We start from the raw sequence: 17,501 nt of genomic DNA on the forward strand, positions 1-17,501 counted from the left end.
CAGGGGCCGTCTGATTCCGTGATCCAACTCATCGCCTTTTACCTGTTCGCAGTGGTCGTCATCGCCTCCGGGGCGCTGACGATCCTGTCGCGCAATCCGGTGCATTCGGTGCTCTGGCTCATCCTCGCTTTCTTCAATGCGGCGGGGCTGATGGTGCTCGCGGGCGCCGAGTTCATCGCGATGCTGCTCGTCATCGTCTATGTTGGCGCGGTCGCGGTGCTCTTCCTGTTCGTCGTGATGATGCTCGACATCGACTTCGCCGAACTGCGCGCGGGCGTGATGCGCTACGCCGCGATCGGCCTCGCGCTTGCCGTCGCGCTGGTCGCCGAGATCATCATCGCGATCGGTGCCTATGGCGCCGGCGGGCTCCAGCTCGGCCGCCGCATCGCGCCGATTGAGGGCGGCGTGCCCAATATCGAGGCGATCGGGCACCTACTCTACACGCGCTATCTGTTCATCTTCGAAGGCGCCGGCCTCGTGCTGCTCGTCGCGATGATCGGCGCGATCGTGCTGACCTATCGCCAGCGCAGCGATGTCCGCCCGCAGAACATCAACCGCCAGATCAACCGCCGCGCCAAGGACGCTACCCGCAACATGAACCCGCCGGTCGGGCAGGGGGTCGAGCTGTGATCGGCGTCACCCATTATCTCGTCGTCAGTGCGATCCTGTTCACGCTCGGCGTGCTCGGCATCTTCATGAACCGGAAGAACCTCATCGTCATCCTGATGGCGATCGAGCTCATCCTGCTCGCGGTGAACCTCAACCTGGTCGCCTTCTCGGCGGCGCTGGGTGACCTCGTCGGCCAGGTCTTCGCGATGTTCGTGCTGACCGTCGCCGCGGGTGAGGCTGCGATCGGGCTCGCCATTCTCGTTATCTACTTCCGAAGCCGGGGCACGATCTCGGTCGACGACGTCAATCGGATGAAGGGCTGATGTCGCCGATCCTGCTTATCGTATTCCTGCCGCTGCTCGCGGCGGTGATCGCCGGCCTGTCGAACAAGGCGTTCGGCAGCGTGGTGCCCAAGGTGCTGACCACCGGCGCGCTGCTCGTGTCGTGCGCATTGTCCTGGCCGATCTTCGTTGAATATCTCCACGGCGGCATCGAGCCGACGGTGACCCCGGTGCTGCACTGGGTGAGCTCGGGCACGATGCACTTCACCTGGGAGCTGCGCGTCGACGCGCTCACCGCGGTGATGCTCGTGGTGATCACCAGCGTCTCGGCGCTCGTCCACCTCTATAGCTGGGGCTATATGAGCGAGGACCCGGACCAGCCGCGCTTCTTCGCCTATCTGTCGCTGTTCACCTTCGCGATGCTGATGCTGGTGACCGCGAACAACCTCGTCCAGATGTTCTTTGGCTGGGAAGGCGTGGGCCTCGCCTCGTATCTGCTGATCGGCTTCTGGTTTCGCAAGCCGAGCGCCAATGCCGCCGCGATCAAGGCGTTCGTGGTCAACCGTGTGGGTGACCTGGGCTTCATGCTCGGCATCTTCGGCACTTTCCTCGTCTTCGGTACCGTCTCGATCCCCGAGATCCTCGCCGCGGCACCCAACATGGCCGGCTCGACGATCGGCTTCCTGGGCCACCGCTTCGACACGCTGACGGTGCTCTGCCTGCTGCTGTTCGTCGGCGCGATGGGCAAGTCGGCGCAGCTCGGACTGCACACCTGGCTTCCCGACGCGATGGAAGGCCCGACCCCGGTGTCGGCGCTGATCCACGCGGCGACGATGGTCACCGCGGGCGTGTTCATGGTCTGCCGCATGTCGCCGATGTTCGAGATGAGCCCGGTGGCGATGGGCGTGGTGACCTTTGTCGGCGCCGCGACCTGCCTGTTCGCCGCGACCGTCGGCCTCGTCCAGACCGACATCAAGCGCGTCATCGCCTATTCGACCTGCTCGCAGCTCGGCTACATGTTCTTCGCCGCGGGCGTCGGTGCCTATGGCGCGGCGATGTTCCATTTGTTCACGCACGCCTTCTTCAAGGCACTGCTGTTCCTCGGCGCCGGCTCGGTGATCCATGCGATGCACCACGAGCAGGACATGCGCTTCTATGGCGGCCTTAGAAAGCACATCCCGATCACCTTCTGGACGATGATGGCGGGCACGCTCGCGATCACCGGCGTCGGACTGCCGGCGGTGTTCGGCAACTCGCTCGCGATCGGCTTTGCCGGCTTCCACTCGAAGGATGCGATCATCGAGGCGGCCTGGGCCGCGGGCGTGCCGAGCGCCTTCTGGGTCGGCGTGTTCGTCGCCTTGCTCACCAGCTTCTATTCGTGGCGCCTAGTGTTTCTGACTTTCTACGGCGCGCCGCGCTGGGCGGGTTCGGAGCACATCCAGCACGCGGTGCACGATGCGCACGGCCATGACGCGCACGACACGCACGGTCATGGCAGCGAGGAGGCCAACGCGCCTGCGCAGGAAGATGCCGGGCATGCGCCCGACGCGCACCACGCCGTCCATGACGACCATGGCCATGAGGGCACCGCCGGCTATCACCCGCATGAAAGCCCGCTGGTCATGCTGCTGCCGCTGCTGCTGCTGTCGATCGGCGCGATCGCCGCGGGCTTCGTCTTCCACGGCTTCTTCATCGAGGCGGAAGAGGGCGCGCACTTCTGGAACGGCGCGCTCGCGTTCAACGAGCATTTGATGCACGCGATGCACGGGGTGCCGCTGGGCGTGAAGCTCTCCGCGACGATCGCGATGCTGCTCGGTCTGGGCTTCTCGTGGTACGCCTATATCGGCAAGCCCGGCCTCGCCGCACAGATCGCGGGCCACTTCCGCGGGCTCTACACCTTCCTGCTCAACAAATGGTATTTCGACGAGCTCTACACCTTCCTGTTCGTGCGCCCGGCATTCGCCATCGGCCGCGTCCTGTGGAAGGCGGGCGACGAGAGGACCATCGACCGCTTCGGCCCCAACGGGCTCGCCAATCTCATCCGCCTCGGCAGCGTCGGCGCGGTCAGGCTGCAATCGGGATATCTCTACACCTATGCGTTCATCATGCTGATCGGCCTCACTGCGGCGCTGACCTGGGTGATCGCAGGATGAGCGGCTTCCCGATCCTCACCCTGATGCTCGCCGTCCCCGCCGTCGCGGCGGTGGCGTGCCTGTTCGCCAATGCGCAGGCTGCGCGCTGGATCGCGCTGATCGCGACCTTGGTCGATTTCGCGCTGGGCGTGGTGCTGTGGGCGAACTTCCAGGTCGGCCCCGACGCGCCGCAATGGCAGTTCGTCGAGTACGCCGCGCTGTTCGGCAAGCCCGAAGGCGTGAACATCGCCTGGGCGATGGGCATCGACGGCTATGCGCTGATGCTGATCATGCTCTCGGTGTTCCTGATGCCGATCTGCATCGGCGCCAGCTGGCAGGCGATCGAGAAGCGCGTGCCCGAGTACATGGCCGCGATGCTCGCCACCGAGTTGCTGATGATCGGCACCTTCGCGGCGCAGGACATCTTCCTGTTCTACTTCTTCTTCGAAGGCGGCCTCATCCCGATGTTCCTGATCATCGGGATCTGGGGCGGTGCGAACCGCATCTACGCGTCGTACAAGTTCTTCCTGTACACGCTGCTCGGTTCGCTCGTGATGCTGATCGCAATGCTCTACATGGCGATGGACGCCGGCACCTCGAGCATCCCGGCACTGATGGCGCACGACTTCCCGGCGCAGGTGCAGACCTGGCTGTGGCTGGCCTTCTTCGCCTCCTTCGCGGTCAAGATGCCGATGTGGCCGGTCCACACCTGGCTTCCCGACGCGCACGTCCAGGCGCCGACCGCGGGGTCGGTGATCCTGGCGGGCGTGCTGCTCAAGCTCGGCGGCTACGGCTTCCTGCGCTTCTCGCTGCCGATGTTCCCCGAAGCCTCGGCGCAACTGATGTGGCTGGTTTTTGCGCTCTCCTGCGTCGCGGTGGTCTACACGTCGCTCGTCGCTTTGGTGCAGTCGGACATGAAGAAGCTGATCGCCTATTCATCGGTCGCGCATATGGCGATCGTGACGATGGGGCTGTTCGCCTTCAATCCGCAGGGCATCGACGGCGCGATGATGGTGATGCTCGGCCACGGCCTCGTCTCGGGCGCGCTGTTCCTCTGCGTCGGGGTGATCTACGACCGGCTGCATACCCGCGAGATCGACCGTTATGGCGGCCTCGCGATCAACATGCCGCGCTACGCGACCTTGTTCCTGCTGTTCACCATGGCCTCGGTCGGCCTGCCGGGCACCAGCAACTTCGTCGGGGAGTTCCTCGGGCTCGCGGGCGTGTACAAGGTTTCGACGCTGACCGCTTTGCTCGGCACCACCGGTATCATCCTCGGGGCCGCGTACATGCTGTGGCTGTTCCGCCGCGTGGTGTGGGGCGAGCTGACCAAGGAAGACGTCCGTGCGATGCCCGACCTGTCGCTGCGCGAGCTCGCCTTGCTCGGGCCGATCGCCGCCGCGGTGCTGTGGATGGGCGTCTATCCCGAGAGCTTCCTCGCGCCCATGCGCGCCGATACCGCGCGTCTCGTCGAGCGGCTGTCGCGCGCGGCTCCAGCCGGCGACTCGCAGCCTACTCCTGGTAACCCCGCTGCGGCGCCGGCGCATGGTGAAGGCCATGAAGCGGCTGCCGCCCCTGCGCATGGGGGTGCGCGCTGATGGATTATTCGACGCAATTGCTGATGAGCCTGCCCGAGTTGGTGCTGGCGGTCGGCGCGATCCTGCTGATGCTCGTCGCGGCATGGGGCGGCCACGGTTCGACCAAGCTGGTGAGCTGGGCCTCGGTCGCGGTGCTGATTGGCGCAGGAATCGCGCTCGCGGGGCCGGCGTCGGCCGGCGGCCAAGCTTATGGCGGGCTGTACCGCGCGGACATGTTCGCCGCCTTCGCCAAGGTACTGATCTTCGCGGCGGCTGCCGTATCGATCCTGATCGCGCCGCGCTTCTTCCAGCGCACTTCGGGCGACGACCTTCGGCCCGAATATCCGGTGCTGATCCTGCTCTCGGCCGCAGGCATGGGGATGATGGTCTCCGCCGGCGACCTGCTCACGCTCTATGTCGGGCTCGAGCTGCAGAGCCTTTCGGCCTATGTGCTGGCGAGCTTCATGCGTCGCGATACGCGCTCAGCCGAAGCTGGCCTCAAATATTTCGTTCTGGGCGCGCTTGCCTCCGGCATCCTGCTGTACGGCATCAGCTTGGTCTACGGCTTCTCGGGAACGACTCTGTTTGACGGGATCGCCCAGGCCTATGCCGGCGGGCGCTCGATCGGGCTGATGTTCGGTCTGGTGTTCGTGTTCGCTGGGCTCGCCTTCAAGATGAGCGCGGTGCCATTCCACATGTGGACGCCCGACGTTTACGAAGGCGCGCCGACCCCGGTGACGGCGTTCTTCGCATCGGCGCCCAAGGTTGCGGCGATCGCGCTCGCGGTGCGGGTCGCGGTCGAGGCGATGGGTCCGGCGCTGCACGATTGGCGCCAGATCGTGATCTTCGCGGCGCTCGCGTCGATCCTGCTGGGCGCGGTTGCGGCGATTGGCCAGAACAACATCAAGCGGCTGCTCGCTTACTCGTCGATCAACAATGTCGGTTTCGCGCTGATCGGCTTGGCTGCCGGCACCGAGCGCGGGATCGCGGGGGTGCTCGTCTATATGACGATCTACGTCGTGATGACGCTGGGCTCGTTCCTGGTGGTGCTGCAGATGCGCGGCCCTGATGGCGAGCCGGTCGAGAGCATCGCCAGCCTGTCGGGCATGTCGCGGACACGGCCCGCTCTGGCGCTGGCGCTGGCGATCTTCATGTTCAGCCTTGCCGGCATCCCGCCTTTGTTCGGCTTCTACGCCAAGTTCGCGGTGTTCGAGGCTGCGGTCGCGGCCGGCCTGTTCCCGCTGGCGGTGGTCGGCATCGCAGCGTCGACGATCGGTGCCTTCTACTACCTCAAGATCGTCAAGACGATGTACTTCGATGAGCCGGCGCCGGCGTTCGAGGGGCGGACCGACCCGGTCGAGGGCGGCCTGATCGTGCTGACCGCGGCGTTCGTCTCGCCGCTCGGCTATCTGCTGATCCCGGTGCTGGGCGCGTGGACGACGCTCGCCGCGAAGGCGCTGTTCTGAGCCACGTCGTCCGGACCGTCGCCGAGACGGGCTCGACCAATGCCGACATGCTGGAGCTGGCTCGGAACGGCGCGGCCGAGGGGTTGTGGTTGCGCGCCGAGCGGCAGACCGGGGGCAGGGGACGGCAGGGCAGGGCCTGGGCATCGCCCGAGGGTAATTTGCACGTTTCCACGCTCGTCCGGGTGCGCCCGGGCGAGCCACCCGCGGCGACGCTGGCGTTGGTCGCGGCGGTCGCACTGGAAGAGACAGTATCGGTCTTCCTGTTCCCCGGCGAAGGCCGGGGCCCAGCTTCGGGCAGTTCGCAACTGGTACCCGGCCGTCGCCAGGGTGGAGTTCTGCTGAAATGGCCTAACGACCTGCTTCTCGACGGCGCCAAGCTCTCCGGCATCCTGCTTGAGCGTGCCGACGACGCGGTGGTGATCGGCTTCGGGGTCAATCTCGCGCATCATCCGGTCGATCTCGAGCGCCCCGCCACCAGCCTCGCCGAGCACAGCCCTGCGCCCGACCCGGCGATCTTCGCCGACACGCTTGCCGAAAGCTTCGCGCGCTGGCTGTCGCGATGGCGCGACGGGATCGCGCCGGTTCGCGAGCGCTGGCTGGCCCGCGCGCATCCGATCGGCACCGCGCTCACTGCCCGGCTCGCGGACGGCAGCGCGATCGATGGCCTGTTCGGCGGGCTCGATCCCCAGGGTGCGCTCATCCTGCGCTTGGCCGATGGCTCGGCCCGTGTCATTCACGCCGGCGACGTGTTCCTGCTCTGAAGGAGAGGCAAATGCTGCTCGCCGTCGATGCCGGCAACACCAATGTCGTGTTCGCGCTCCTCGAAGGCGGCGAGATTCGCGCGCGCTGGCGTATCGCTACCGATCCGCGCCGTACCGCCGACGAATACGCGGTGTGGCTGAGCCAGTTGCTCAGCCTCGAAGGCTATGACCGCTCGGCGGTGACCGGCGTGATCGTCGCGACGGTGGTGCCGCGTGCGCTCCACAACCTCCAGGTGCTGAGCAGCAAGTATTTCAAAACCGAGGCGGTGATCGCAGGCCAAGGCAGCGCCGAATGGGGCTTCGCGCTCGATGTGGAGGAGCCCGGGAGCCTGGGCGCGGACCGCGCGCTCAACATGATCGCGGCGCATGCCCGCCACGAAGGCGATCTGATCGTCATCGATTTCGGCACCGCCACGACCTTCGAGCTGGTCGACTATAGCGGCGCCTACAAAGGCGGAATCATCGCGCCGGGGATCAATCTGTCGCTCGACGCTTTGGTCACCGCGGCCGCCAAGTTGCCGCGCATCGCGATTTCGGCGCCCGAGAAGACCAGCGTGGTCGGACGCAACACGGTCGACCAGATGCATATCGGCATCTATTGGGGCTATGTCGCGATGATCGAGGGCCTCGTCGCCCGGCTCAAGGCCGAGGTCGGGCGCCCGCTCAAGGTCATCGCCACCGGCGGGCTGGCGGTGCTCTTCGAAAAGCATACATCGGTCTTCGACACGATCGAACCCGACCTCACCATCCAGGGGTTGGCCATGCTGTGGGAACGCAGCCAGCAAGGAAATTAAGTGACTCCAGGTAACGAACTCCTCTTCCTCGCGCTCGGCGGCTCGGGCGAGATCGGCATGAACGTCAATCTCTACGGCACGCAGGGCAAGTGGCTGATGGTCGATTGCGGCATCACCTTCGGCGACGCGAACTATCCAGGCGTCGACGTCATCCTGCCCGACCTCCAGTTCATCGAGGAGCGGCTCGACGACCTGCTCGGCATCGTGCTGACCCACGGCCATGAGGACCATATCGGCGCCTTGCCCTATCTCGCCGCCGATCTCGGCGTGCCGCTCTACGCGACGCCGTTCACCGCGGGGCTTATCTACGGCAAGCTCGAGGAAGAGGGCATCACCGACCAGGTCGAGCTCAATGTCGTCAAGGAAGAGGGGCCGTTCAGCGTCGGCCCGTTCACGATGACCTATATGCCGCTCGCCCACTCGATCCCCGAGGGCAATGCGATTCTGATCGAAACGCCGTACGGCAAGGTCTTTCACACCGGCGACTGGAAGCTCGATGAGTCCCCGGCACTGGGCGGGCAGTCCACCGCGGAGGAATTGACCGCGATCGGCGACCAGGGCGTGCTTGCGCTGGTCTGCGATTCGACCAACGTGTTCAACCCCGAGGCCTCTGGTTCCGAGGGCGATGTGCGCAAGGGGCTCGACGAGGTCGTCGCTGCGATCAAGGGGCGCGTGCTCGTCACCACTTTCGCCTCGAACGCGGCGCGGCTGCAAACGCTGGGCGAGGTCGCCGCCGATACCGGGCGCCAGCTCTGCGTCGCGGGGCGCTCGCTCGACCGGATCCTGCGCGTCGCCAAGGCGACCGGCTATCTCCGTGACTTCCCCGACACCATCGACTTCGACACCGCGATGAGCCTGCCGCCCAACCAGGTGATGATCGTCGCGACCGGCGGGCAGGGCGAGCCGCGCGCCGCGCTCAACCGCATCGCCGAGGACACCCATGTCCTCAAGCTCCACGCAGGCGACACGGTAGTGTTCTCGTCTCGCCAGATTCCGGGCAACGAGATCGCGATCGGCAAGATCATGAACACCCTTGCCGCCAAGGGCGTCGAGATCGTCACCGATCGCCAGGCCTTCGTCCACGTCTCGGGCCATCCGGGGCGCCCCGAGCTCGCCGAGATGTACAAGTGGATCCGGCCCGAGATCATCCTGCCGGTGCACGGCGAAGTGCGGCATATGCACGAGCAGGCGCGCTTCGCACTCGAACAGGGCGTCCCGCAGGCGATCAACCAGATCAATGGCGACATCTGGAAGCTCGCACCGGGCACGCCTAAGCAGGTCGGTCACGCGCATGCCGGGCGGCTGGTGCTCGACGGCGACGTCATCCTCCCCGCCGACGGCACGACGATCAACGAGCGGCGGCGGATCGCGCTGTACGGCCAGATCTCCGTCGCGGTGGCGGTGCAGGGCGGTCGGCTCAAGGGCGTGCCGCAGATCCGGGTGCAGGGCGTGCCGGTCGAAGAAGATCGCGACACTTTCCTTGAGGAGGCAGCCAGCGCGGCTGCCGAGGCGGTGAAGAAGGATGGGCGCGACATCGAGAAACTGCGCGAGAGCGTCCGGCTCGCAGTGCGCCGCGCGGCGGTGCGCTTCACCGGCAAGAAGCCGGTGGTCGACGTGCTGATCGTGGAGCTTTGATCCGATGCGCTGGCAGTCGATGCTCGCGATCTACATCCTGTTCTGGGCGTTCTCGGTGTTCCTCGTGCTGCCCTTCGGGGTCCGCACGGCGCACGAGGCGGGGGCCGAGCTGGTCCCCGGCCAGGCCGAGAGCGCCCCGCACGGGTTCAATCCTCGCAAGATTGCGCTGCGCACGACGATCGTCGCGACCGTCCTGTTCGGGCTGTTCTACCTCAATTACGTCAACGGCTGGGTGACGGCCGAGGCGCTCGATTGGGTTCACCGATAGGAAAGTGCCAGCTTAACTTCGCATTTTTCAAGTGATTCGTGAACGAAGGTTGCGCGCCGACGCAATGGAATTTCCTACTAGCAAGGCGCTGGTTTCCACATTGTCAAAGAGCCGTGCCCGAGGCTGGCACGGCAAATCCTACATTGGAAGTGGCGGCGCCTCCGAACCAAATCCACCCTGGCGAAGGCCGGGGCCAGCATCGATGACTTGCAGCGGCGCCGCGCCGTCGAGAAACCTGAGCAACTGGCCCCGGCCTTCGCCCGGGTGAGGGAGCGGGTCAGGTCCGTAGCCGCTCGATCGCCTGGGCGAGCGCGACATAGAGCTTGCCCATGTCCGACGACAGCAGGGTCACGCCCAGGGTCGAACCGTCGCGCAACGAGAGAATGTGGCGCAGCATCGCCTCGAAATCGTGGATGTAGCGATTGACGTGCTCGCTGAACCCCGGATCGGCATCGTAAAGCCGCACGATCTCGCGCGTATCCCCTGCGTCGAGCAACCGCACCGCACGGCGCGTGAAGACGCCGCGATCGCCCTTGAGATAGGCTGCCCAGGCGCTGTCGGTGACTTCGGCGGAGAACGCCTTGGCGATGTCGATCGAGGCGGAGTTGAGCGCCTCGATCAGCAAGGTGGTGCGCCGCGCGAAATTGTCGCTGTCGGCGCGCTCTCGGTCGACGCGCTCTTCCTCGATCCGCGCCTCTAGCCGCGACGTGGTGTCGGCGAGTGCGAGCATCTGCTGGGTGAGCCGCTCGGAGGCGCGTGCCGCCGCGGTGACCGCAGCCTCGGTGGTGTCGGCGAGCTCGGTCATCTCGCGGCGCACGGTTGCGTCGACGACGCGGCGGAGCGCGCCGCCGCTGGCTTCCTCGAGCGCCGAGGCGGCGCCGGGGACGATCGTGGCGAGCGCCTCGCGGGCATGGCCGGCCGCGGCGCTGGCGGTCTCGCGTACGCTGATCAGGGCATCGACGAGCTGCGGCGCCGCGGTCTCGGCAAAGCGGCGCGTCGTCTCGATCGTATCATCGACGATCGCGCCGAGCGACGCAGCCTGCTGGCTGCCGGTGGCGAGCGTGTCGAGCAAAGACGCCTGAGTCTTGGCGAGCGTGTCGCGCTGCTGCGAGACGACATCGGCGATCGCCTCGATCGCGTCATGCGTGCTTTCCGCGGCAGTGACGAGCGCGAGCAGCTCAGGCTTGGCGCCGGCGACGATCCGGCGGCTCGCGGTGATCCGCGCATCGAGCCGGGTCAGCGCCTCGGGCAGGGTATCGTCGATCTCGCGCGCCGAGGCGTCGAGCGCCGTCAGCAGGTCCTCGGACGTGCCGATGACCTTGCGCGCGAGCTGGTCGCCGGTGCGCAGTGCCTCGGACATCGCGTCGGTTGAGCCCTGCAGCGCGCTGATCGAAGCGGCGAGCGATTCGGTGCGGTCGGTACCCGCTGCGTGGAGCACCTGGAGCTCGCGGTCGAGCCGGTCGACCCCGGCGGACAGTCCGGCAAACAGCGTGTCGCCACGGCCCTGCTCCTCGGCGAGGCGTTCGCCGACGCGGCCGATCGCCTGCTCGATCACCGCCATGCGCTCGCCGAGCGCCTCTGCGCTGTCACGGCCGGCGCGATCGAGCGCGGCCTGATTGGCGCTGAGCATCGCGAGGATCGCCTCGCCCTGCGTGGCGATGCCCTTGCGCGCCTCGTCGACCGCACCCGCGGCGCGATCGAGCACGGCATCGACCGCGACCGACATCTGCTCGGTGACCTGCTCGAGCCGGACGCTCGCGGTCTCGCTGGTCGCTTCCATTCGCGCGATGTGTGCGGCGAGGCGCTCGGCGGCGCCCCCGGCGATCTGGTCGGCCTCGCGCCCCCGTTCGGAAAGCGCGGTTAGCTGGGTGTCGAGCGCCGCGGCGCGCTGGCTGGCAAGCAGGCCAGCGGCGTCGATGCGCCCGGCGAGCCCCTGCATCTCGTCATGCGCCTTCGGGAGGGTCGTCATGATGATCTCGAAGCGCTTCTCGGCCTGGTCCATGGCAGTGCCGAAGGTGTGGATGCCGCCGTCCATGCGCTGCGCCTGGCGCTCAACCATGCCGGCGGCGCCCTCGACGCGCTCGGCCGCACGCTCGCCGAGCGAGATCAGCGCGGTGGTGTGCTCGGCGATCACGGCGTGGTTCTCGGCGACCTTCTGCGAGATCGTCGCGAGCACGCGCTCCAATGCCGCGGCCTCGGCCCGCATCTTGCGCGCAGTCGCGCCGAAGCGGCGCGCCTCGGCGCGGCTGGTGCGCAGCGCGACCAGATAGAGGATGCCGACCAGCAGCGGCGGCACGCACAAGGCGGCGATCAGCTGGATCAGCGCGACGGGTTCCATGCCGCGTTCGATCGCCGGCCAGATCAGCCATCCTGCGACGACGAACCAAATCGCGACGGCGACCCACGCCGCGGTCGGCGCGATCCAGCCGAGGCTGCGGCTCTCGTCAGTGTCCTCGTCGAGGCCGAGTTCCTCCAGCGGCGCGGGCAGCGCCGAATGGTCGGAAAGGACGAGTTCTTCATTGCCGTTCGACGGCGCGAATGCGGCTTGCGCTGGTTTTCCCCCGGTCATGGAGAATGTGTACCATGTTTGGACAGATCGCAAAACGGCGGAAACCAGTGATTAACCTCGTTCGGATAGCGCTGCCGCATGGCATATGATCCGGGTGCAATCGATGCGACGCTGGCAGCAGCAGTGGGCGACGAGCCCCAGCTGATTGCCGAGCTGCGCGAATCCTTCCTCGACAGCGTGAAGCGCTGCATCGGCGCGATGAAATCGGCCGAGACACCCGACGGCTGGACCGACGCAGCGCTGCGGCTGAAGGGGCTGGCGGCGAGCTTTGGCGCAGTGCGGCTGATGGCATTGGCCGGCGAAGCGGTGAGCGGCCCCGCGCATGACGGCGCGGTGCTGCGCCGGCTGCACCGGGCGATCGACCGCCTGTAATCTCCACGAACCCGTTATTCGAACGCACCGTAGATCGGCCAGCCTTGGAACCGGTCCATCGCCGTTTGAAACGGCAGGACCGCAAAGGCCGAAACAACCCAGAGGATCACGAGCGGGGCGCGCCACGGTCGCGGGCTTCGGAGCAATTTCCCCGATGCCCAAGCCATCACTGCGATCATGACCAATGGCCAGAGCAGGAAAGCGGCGGCCTCCGTCCAAGGGTGGGGACCATAGACAGGATGCCCGGTTGCAGCCGCATATAGAGGGAAACCGAAAAGGCTCCCCCACAATGGATTGATGAATCCCGTAATCGGGTAAGCGCCGATTATCAGCGGACCCAGCACGAGGAAGCCGTGGATGGGGACCCCATAGGCCTCGATCCAGGCGTCAATCCGGCTCACCTTTTTCGGCTCAATTCGCGCATCGCGTCGTCCAGTCCTGCCAGCGTCAGCGGATACATGCGGTCCTGCATCAGCTCGCGGATGATGCCGACCGATTGGGTATAGCCCCATTGCGCCTCGGGAAGGACGTTGAGCCAGACCGCGGCGGGATAGGTGTCGACCAGCCGCTGAAGCCAAACGCCGCCGGCCTCCTCGTTGAAATGCTCGACCGAGCCGCCGGGATGGCTGATCTCGTAGGCGCTCATCGAGGCGTCGCCGACGAAGATCAATTTATAGTCATGGCCGTATTTGTGGAGCACGTCCCAGGTCGGCGTGCGTTCGGTGAAGCGGCGGCGATTGTCCTTCCACACGCCTTCGTACGGGCAGTTGTGGAAGTAGAAGAATTCGAGGTTCTTGAACTCGGCTGTAGCCGCCGAGAACAGCTCCTCGCAGAGCTTGACGAAGGGGTCCATCGATCCGCCGACATCGAGGAAGAGCAATAATTTGACCGCGTTGTGACGTTCGGGGCGCATCCGGACGTCGAGCCAGCCTTGCTTGGCGGTGCCCTCGATCGTCGCGTCGATATCGAGCTCGTCGGCGGCGCCTTCGCGGGCGAAACGGCGCAGGCGGCGCAGCGCGACCTTGATGTTGCGGGTGCCGAGCTCCCTTGTGCTGTCGAGGTTCTTGAACTCGCGCTGGTCCCAGACCTTGATCGCGCGCTGGTGCTTGCTTGTCCCCCCGATGCGGACGCCTTCCGGATTGTAGCCGCCATTGCCGAACGGCGAGGTGCCGCCGGTGCCGATCCACTTGCTGCCGCCCTGGTGCCGCTCGTGCTGCTCGGCAAGGCGCTGCTTGAGCGTCTCCATGATCTCGTCCCAGGAACCGAGCGCCTTGATCGCGGCCATTTCCTCGGGGGTGAGGAATTTCTCGGCTACCGCCTTGAGCCAGTCCTCGGGGATGTCGGCGGGGGCGACGCCGTAGGTGGTGGCGATGCCCTTGAAGACCTTCGCGAATACCTGGTCGAAGCGGTCCAGCAGGCCCTCGTCCTTCACGAAGGTGGCGCGGGCGAGATAATAGAATGCCTCGGGCGTACGCTCGATCACGTCGCGGTCGAGCGCCTCGAGCAGGACGAGATGCTCCTTGAGGCTCGCCTGAATGCCGGCGGCGCGCAGCTCGTCGAGGAAGGAGAAGAACATGCCGTCCTTCTAGGGCTGGCGCTCGTACAGCGTCCAGTGGGTGCCCGACATGCCATGTGCGCGCACCGCAACGATGGGCATGTAGCGCGTGCCGCACAGGGCGACGGTTTGCGGCGGGTCCTCGCCTCTAAAGCGGTCGGCGAGGAAGAAGCGGGCAGCGGTGCAGTCTTCAAGCTGGACCTTGAGCGGATAGTGCGCGGAAGCGGCAGCGGCTTCGAGCGTGGCGATGCCGGTTTCACGGTCGAGGAGCAGGGCTGCGCCGCTGGGTGCGCGGGCGTGCATCACGCGGATCGCAGCGCCGATGTCGCCGCGTCGGTTCACTGCCAGGTCGATGTCGCACGCCAAGGCGGCGACGGTGAAAGCGGCGAGTGCCGCCGCCGCGAGCCAGCGCTTCCAGCCGCCCGCACGCCAGCCGAGCCAGATAAATTCCGCGGTCAGGATCAGCAGGGCGATGCCGACCAGCAGATAATAACGCGGGTGCGCGACGTTGCCCGATCGCAGCAAGGCGAGGCCCAGCGGGAAGGCGAGGATCGCCAGCCGGTGGAAGGCAATGCGCGAAACCCCGGCGGACGGCGCGAGCACGACGATCGCGGGGATCGCCACGAACCACCAGAGGCTGACTACCGGCAGGCCGAGCGTGTATTGCACGAGCTCCGAGACGCCGTGGAGCAATTCCATCGTGCTGTAAGGGTCGTAGCGTCCGAACTTGAAGCCGCTATGCGCGGCTGCGGCGCCGAGGATGATCGCCACGACCAGCGATAAGGCCAACAGCGACGGCAGAAACAGCTTGAAGGTGGCGATCATCGCCATCTTCCACCCGTCGCGCTTCCACAGCGCGAAGAATACCCAGCCCGCCAGCGCGCAAAAGCCGAAGAACACGATCAGCTGCGAAAAGGCGCCGAGGAAGAAGGCGATCGCGAGCGCGGTTGCCGGGCTGCGTTCGGCCTCGCCGGCCAGCCAGCGGTCGACCAGGAGGATCGCGGCGAGCAGCGCCAACGACATCGGTGCATAGCCGCGTGCTTCGGAGCCAAGCGTGACGAGCGCGGGCGAAATCGCGAAGACCAGGGCAGTGACCAGGCCCAGCGCAACGCTCCGGCGCGCGCCGATCATCGCGGCGACGAGGATCGCGGCAGTGCCCGTCGCAATCGACAATGCACGCGCCAGCAAGGGCGGCGCATCGAAGCCGACGAACTGGAGCCACAGCGAATTGAGATGGTGGTTGTTGTCGTGGTTGATGTTGAGGAACACCCCCAACGGCGTGCCCGCATCGTGCGCCTGCTTCGCCGACCACGCCTCGTCGAGCCACAAGCCGCCCTGCGCGCCGGCGATGCGCAGCGCCAGGCCGAGCAGCACGATTGCGCCGAGCAGCCCCCAAACTCGCCTGTCGACGCTTCCCCCCTGCATTCGCTTATCCTGCGTCAGCCGCGCGGGCCGCACAAGTCAGCGTGCATAGGCGTCGATCAGCGAGCCGACATAATCGGGCTGGCGGCTGCTCAGTTCGGCGGCGGGGCGGGCAGGGCGCACGCCCGTCCCGGCGGAGGGATCGGGGGTGCCGTAGATGAAGCCGTGCGCGGGGTAGATCGAGCTGCCCAGGCCGTTGGTGTCGCGGTACCAGACCTTGACCAGGCTCCAGTCGCCGCGCGGCGAGACGTCGAACAAGGTGACGTCCTGCTCGGCATGGCCGCGCTTGCCGTTGAGCCGCGACCAATTGGCGTGGGTGACCATCAGCACGCGCTTGTCGACGATGCGGCTGACCACCGCGACATGACCGAGCTGGAGCCGCGCGCTCTTCGAGAAAGCGAGTACCGCGCCGACACGCGGCTTGTGGCCCCGCTGGTAGCGGCCCTCGGCCTGGTCCCACCAGGTCCAAGCGTCGCCATAGATCTGGATGCCCGACGCCTGACGGGCGAAGGGCACGCATTGGCCGACATATTCTAGAAGCGACTGCGCCTGCGCGGGAAGGGCCGCGAGCGTGGCGGCGGCGAGTGCGATCGAGAACGCAAAGCAACGCATACAAGGGCACCGTAAAGCACCCCCCCGAGCGCCGAGTATCGCGAACTGGTTAAAAAAGCGTTAACTCTGTTTCGGAGCCGATATGCTCGGCGGGGGCGGCGGCTGGCGTGGGAACGTCTCGAGCTTCGGATCGATCACTGCCCAGGCGGGCGCGTCCTCGGTCCAGATCGCGACTTGCGGGGCAAGGTCGTTGGGCGCGTCGAGAAAGCCCAAGCGCAGCGTGCGGAACTGCGGCCGCGCAGAGGATTCGCCCATCACCTGCGTCCCGCATTTGCCGCAGAAGCGCTGGGTGAGCGTATTGCCGCTCGCAGCGACATAGGAGGTCGCCGTCAACTCGCCCGTAATGGCGACATCATGGGTCGCGAACATCGCATTGGTGGTCGGCGAGCCCGCGGCGATGCGCTGACACTGGCGGCACCAGCATTGCCGCACGGCCACCGCCCCGCCCGAAATCGTCGCGGTGACCGCACCGCAGGCGCAACGGCCGGTATAGCGGCTCACTTGCTCTGCCGCCGGCTCATGAAGGCGAGCCGCTCGAACAGCACCACGTCCTGCTCGTTCTTGAGCAGCGCGCCGTGGAGCGGCGGGATCGCCTTGCTCGGATCCTTCGACTGGAGCACGTCGAGCGGCATCTCCTCGTGGAGGAGCAGTTTCAGCCAGTCGAGCAGCTCGGACGTGCTCGGCTTCTTCTTGAGCCCCGGCACTTCGCGGACCTCGTAGAACAGGTCCATCGCCTTGCTGACCAGGAGCTTCTGGATGCCGGGGAAATGGACGTCGATGATCGCCTGCATCGTCTCGCGGTCGGGAAACTTGATATAGTGGAAGAAGCAGCGGCGCAGGAACGCGTCGGGCAATTCCTTCTCGTTGTTCGAGGTGATCACCACGATCGGGCGCTCGGCGGCGCGGACGGTCTCCTTGGTCTCGTAGACATGGAATTCCATGCGATCGAGCTCCTGGAGGAGGTCGTTGGGGAATTCGATATCGGCCTTGTCGATCTCGTCGATCAGCAGCACCGGCAGCTTGGGCGCGGTGAACGCCTCCCACAATTTGCCGCGGCGGATGTAGTTGGCGATGTCGTGGACGCGTTCGTCGCCGAGCTGGCCGTCGCGCAGCCGGGCGACCGCGTCATATTCGTAGAGGCCCTGCTGCGCCTTGGTGGTCGACTTGACGTTCCACTCGATCAGCGGCGCGCCGACCGCCTTGGCGATCTCATAAGCGAGGACGGTCTTGCCGGTGCCGGGCTCGCCCTTGACGAGCAATGGGCGGCGGAGAGTGACGGCCGCGTTGACGGCGACCTTGAGGTCCTCCGTCGCGACATAGCTTTGGGTGCCTTCGAAGCGCATGCGGCGGGGATAGAGTGTGCCAGTAGCAGGACGCAAGCCTGTTCCCCTCTCGCTTGCGGGAGGGGTTAGGGGAGGGAGCGACGGGGCGGCTCACGCGGCTCACGC

Annotated in this window: 17 protein-coding genes; 10 read left to right on the top strand and 7 right to left on the bottom strand. The window is 66.4% G+C overall.

Features of this window, described 5'->3' with window-relative positions:
• Positions 1-18: 18 nt before the first annotated feature.
• The 9 genes from AC3WJI_RS16300 to AC3WJI_RS16340 are packed head-to-tail and all read left to right on the top strand — an operon-like array spanning position 19 to position 9,523.
• Complete coding sequence (locus AC3WJI_RS16300; protein WP_492758334.1) at positions 19-630, top strand: NADH-quinone oxidoreductase subunit J; 612 nt, start codon at positions 19-21, stop codon at positions 628-630.
• Complete coding sequence (gene nuoK, locus AC3WJI_RS16305; protein WP_029724228.1) at positions 627-932, top strand: NADH-quinone oxidoreductase subunit NuoK; 306 nt, start codon at positions 627-629, stop codon at positions 930-932. Before AC3WJI_RS16300 ends, nuoK begins: the two co-directional genes overlap by 4 nt.
• Complete coding sequence (nuoL, locus tag AC3WJI_RS16310; protein WP_492758335.1) at positions 932-3,043, top strand: NADH-quinone oxidoreductase subunit L; 2,112 nt, start codon at positions 932-934, stop codon at positions 3,041-3,043. Before nuoK ends, nuoL begins: the two co-directional genes overlap by 1 nt.
• Positions 3,040-4,620 carry an NADH-quinone oxidoreductase subunit M gene (locus AC3WJI_RS16315; RefSeq protein ID WP_492758336.1) on the top strand — a complete coding sequence of 527 codons (1,581 nt, stop codon included), beginning with the start codon at positions 3,040-3,042 and terminating at the stop codon, positions 4,618-4,620. Before nuoL ends, AC3WJI_RS16315 begins: the two co-directional genes overlap by 4 nt.
• Entirely contained in the window at positions 4,620-6,065 is a 1,446-nt protein-coding gene (nuoN, locus tag AC3WJI_RS16320) for an NADH-quinone oxidoreductase subunit NuoN (protein ID WP_492758337.1), read from the top strand. The genes AC3WJI_RS16315 and nuoN overlap by 1 nt, the downstream gene beginning before the upstream one ends.
• 47 nt (positions 6,066-6,112) lie before the next feature.
• On the top strand, positions 6,113-6,826 hold the full coding sequence (locus tag AC3WJI_RS16325; RefSeq protein WP_492758350.1) for a biotin--[acetyl-CoA-carboxylase] ligase: 714 nt from the start codon (positions 6,113-6,115) through the stop codon (positions 6,824-6,826).
• Between the two features lie 11 nt (positions 6,827-6,837).
• On the top strand, positions 6,838-7,620 hold the full coding sequence (locus tag AC3WJI_RS16330; protein WP_492758338.1) for a type III pantothenate kinase: 783 nt from the start codon (positions 6,838-6,840) through the stop codon (positions 7,618-7,620).
• The gene (locus AC3WJI_RS16335) at positions 7,621-9,255 is read left to right on the top strand and encodes a ribonuclease J (RefSeq protein WP_492758339.1); all 1,635 of its coding nucleotides are present in this window, start codon (positions 7,621-7,623) and stop codon (positions 9,253-9,255) included.
• 4 nt (positions 9,256-9,259) lie between these two features.
• The gene (locus tag AC3WJI_RS16340) at positions 9,260-9,523 is read left to right on the top strand and encodes a DUF1467 family protein (protein WP_492758340.1); all 264 of its coding nucleotides are present in this window, start codon (positions 9,260-9,262) and stop codon (positions 9,521-9,523) included.
• A gap of 277 nt (positions 9,524-9,800) precedes the next feature.
• Here AC3WJI_RS16340 and AC3WJI_RS16345 read toward each other — a convergent pair whose 3' ends face one another.
• Positions 9,801-12,092, bottom strand: coding sequence for a coiled-coil domain-containing protein (locus tag AC3WJI_RS16345; protein WP_492758341.1), 2,292 nt, complete (start codon positions 12,090-12,092; stop codon positions 9,801-9,803).
• A 78-nt stretch (positions 12,093-12,170) separates the two neighbouring features.
• On the opposite strand from AC3WJI_RS16345, the gene AC3WJI_RS16350 reads away from it, so the two are divergent.
• On the top strand, positions 12,171-12,464 hold the full coding sequence (locus tag AC3WJI_RS16350) for an Hpt domain-containing protein (RefSeq protein ID WP_492758342.1): 294 nt from the start codon (positions 12,171-12,173) through the stop codon (positions 12,462-12,464).
• Positions 12,465-12,478: 14 nt separating this feature from the next.
• On the opposite strand, the gene AC3WJI_RS16355 is transcribed toward AC3WJI_RS16350, so the two are convergent.
• The 6 genes from AC3WJI_RS16355 to AC3WJI_RS16380 are packed head-to-tail and all read right to left on the bottom strand — an operon-like array spanning position 12,479 to position 17,396.
• Positions 12,479-12,865 (bottom strand): hypothetical protein, encoded by a 387-nt coding sequence (locus tag AC3WJI_RS16355; RefSeq protein ID WP_492758343.1) that lies wholly within the window; start codon positions 12,863-12,865, stop codon positions 12,479-12,481.
• Positions 12,862-14,040: a vWA domain-containing protein gene (locus tag AC3WJI_RS16360; protein WP_492758344.1), complete on the bottom strand. Its 1,179-nt coding sequence runs from the start codon at positions 14,038-14,040 to the stop codon at positions 12,862-12,864. Before AC3WJI_RS16360 ends, AC3WJI_RS16355 begins: the two co-directional genes overlap by 4 nt.
• Positions 14,041-14,049: 9 nt before the next feature.
• Positions 14,050-15,444 (bottom strand): hypothetical protein, encoded by a 1,395-nt coding sequence (locus AC3WJI_RS16365; protein WP_492758345.1) that lies wholly within the window; start codon positions 15,442-15,444, stop codon positions 14,050-14,052.
• Positions 15,445-15,480: 36 nt separating this feature from the next.
• Positions 15,481-16,053, bottom strand: coding sequence for a CHAP domain-containing protein (locus AC3WJI_RS16370; protein ID WP_492758346.1), 573 nt, complete (start codon positions 16,051-16,053; stop codon positions 15,481-15,483).
• A 60-nt stretch (positions 16,054-16,113) separates the two neighbouring features.
• Positions 16,114-16,554, bottom strand: coding sequence for a GFA family protein (locus AC3WJI_RS16375; protein ID WP_492758347.1), 441 nt, complete (start codon positions 16,552-16,554; stop codon positions 16,114-16,116).
• A complete protein-coding gene (locus AC3WJI_RS16380) occupies positions 16,551-17,396 on the bottom strand; it encodes an AAA family ATPase (protein ID WP_492758348.1) in 846 nt (281 codons plus the stop codon). Before AC3WJI_RS16380 ends, AC3WJI_RS16375 begins: the two co-directional genes overlap by 4 nt.
• Positions 17,397-17,501: the final 105 nt, after the last annotated feature.

The organism is Sphingomonas sp. FW306-1B-B10E (genome assembly GCF_058782005.1).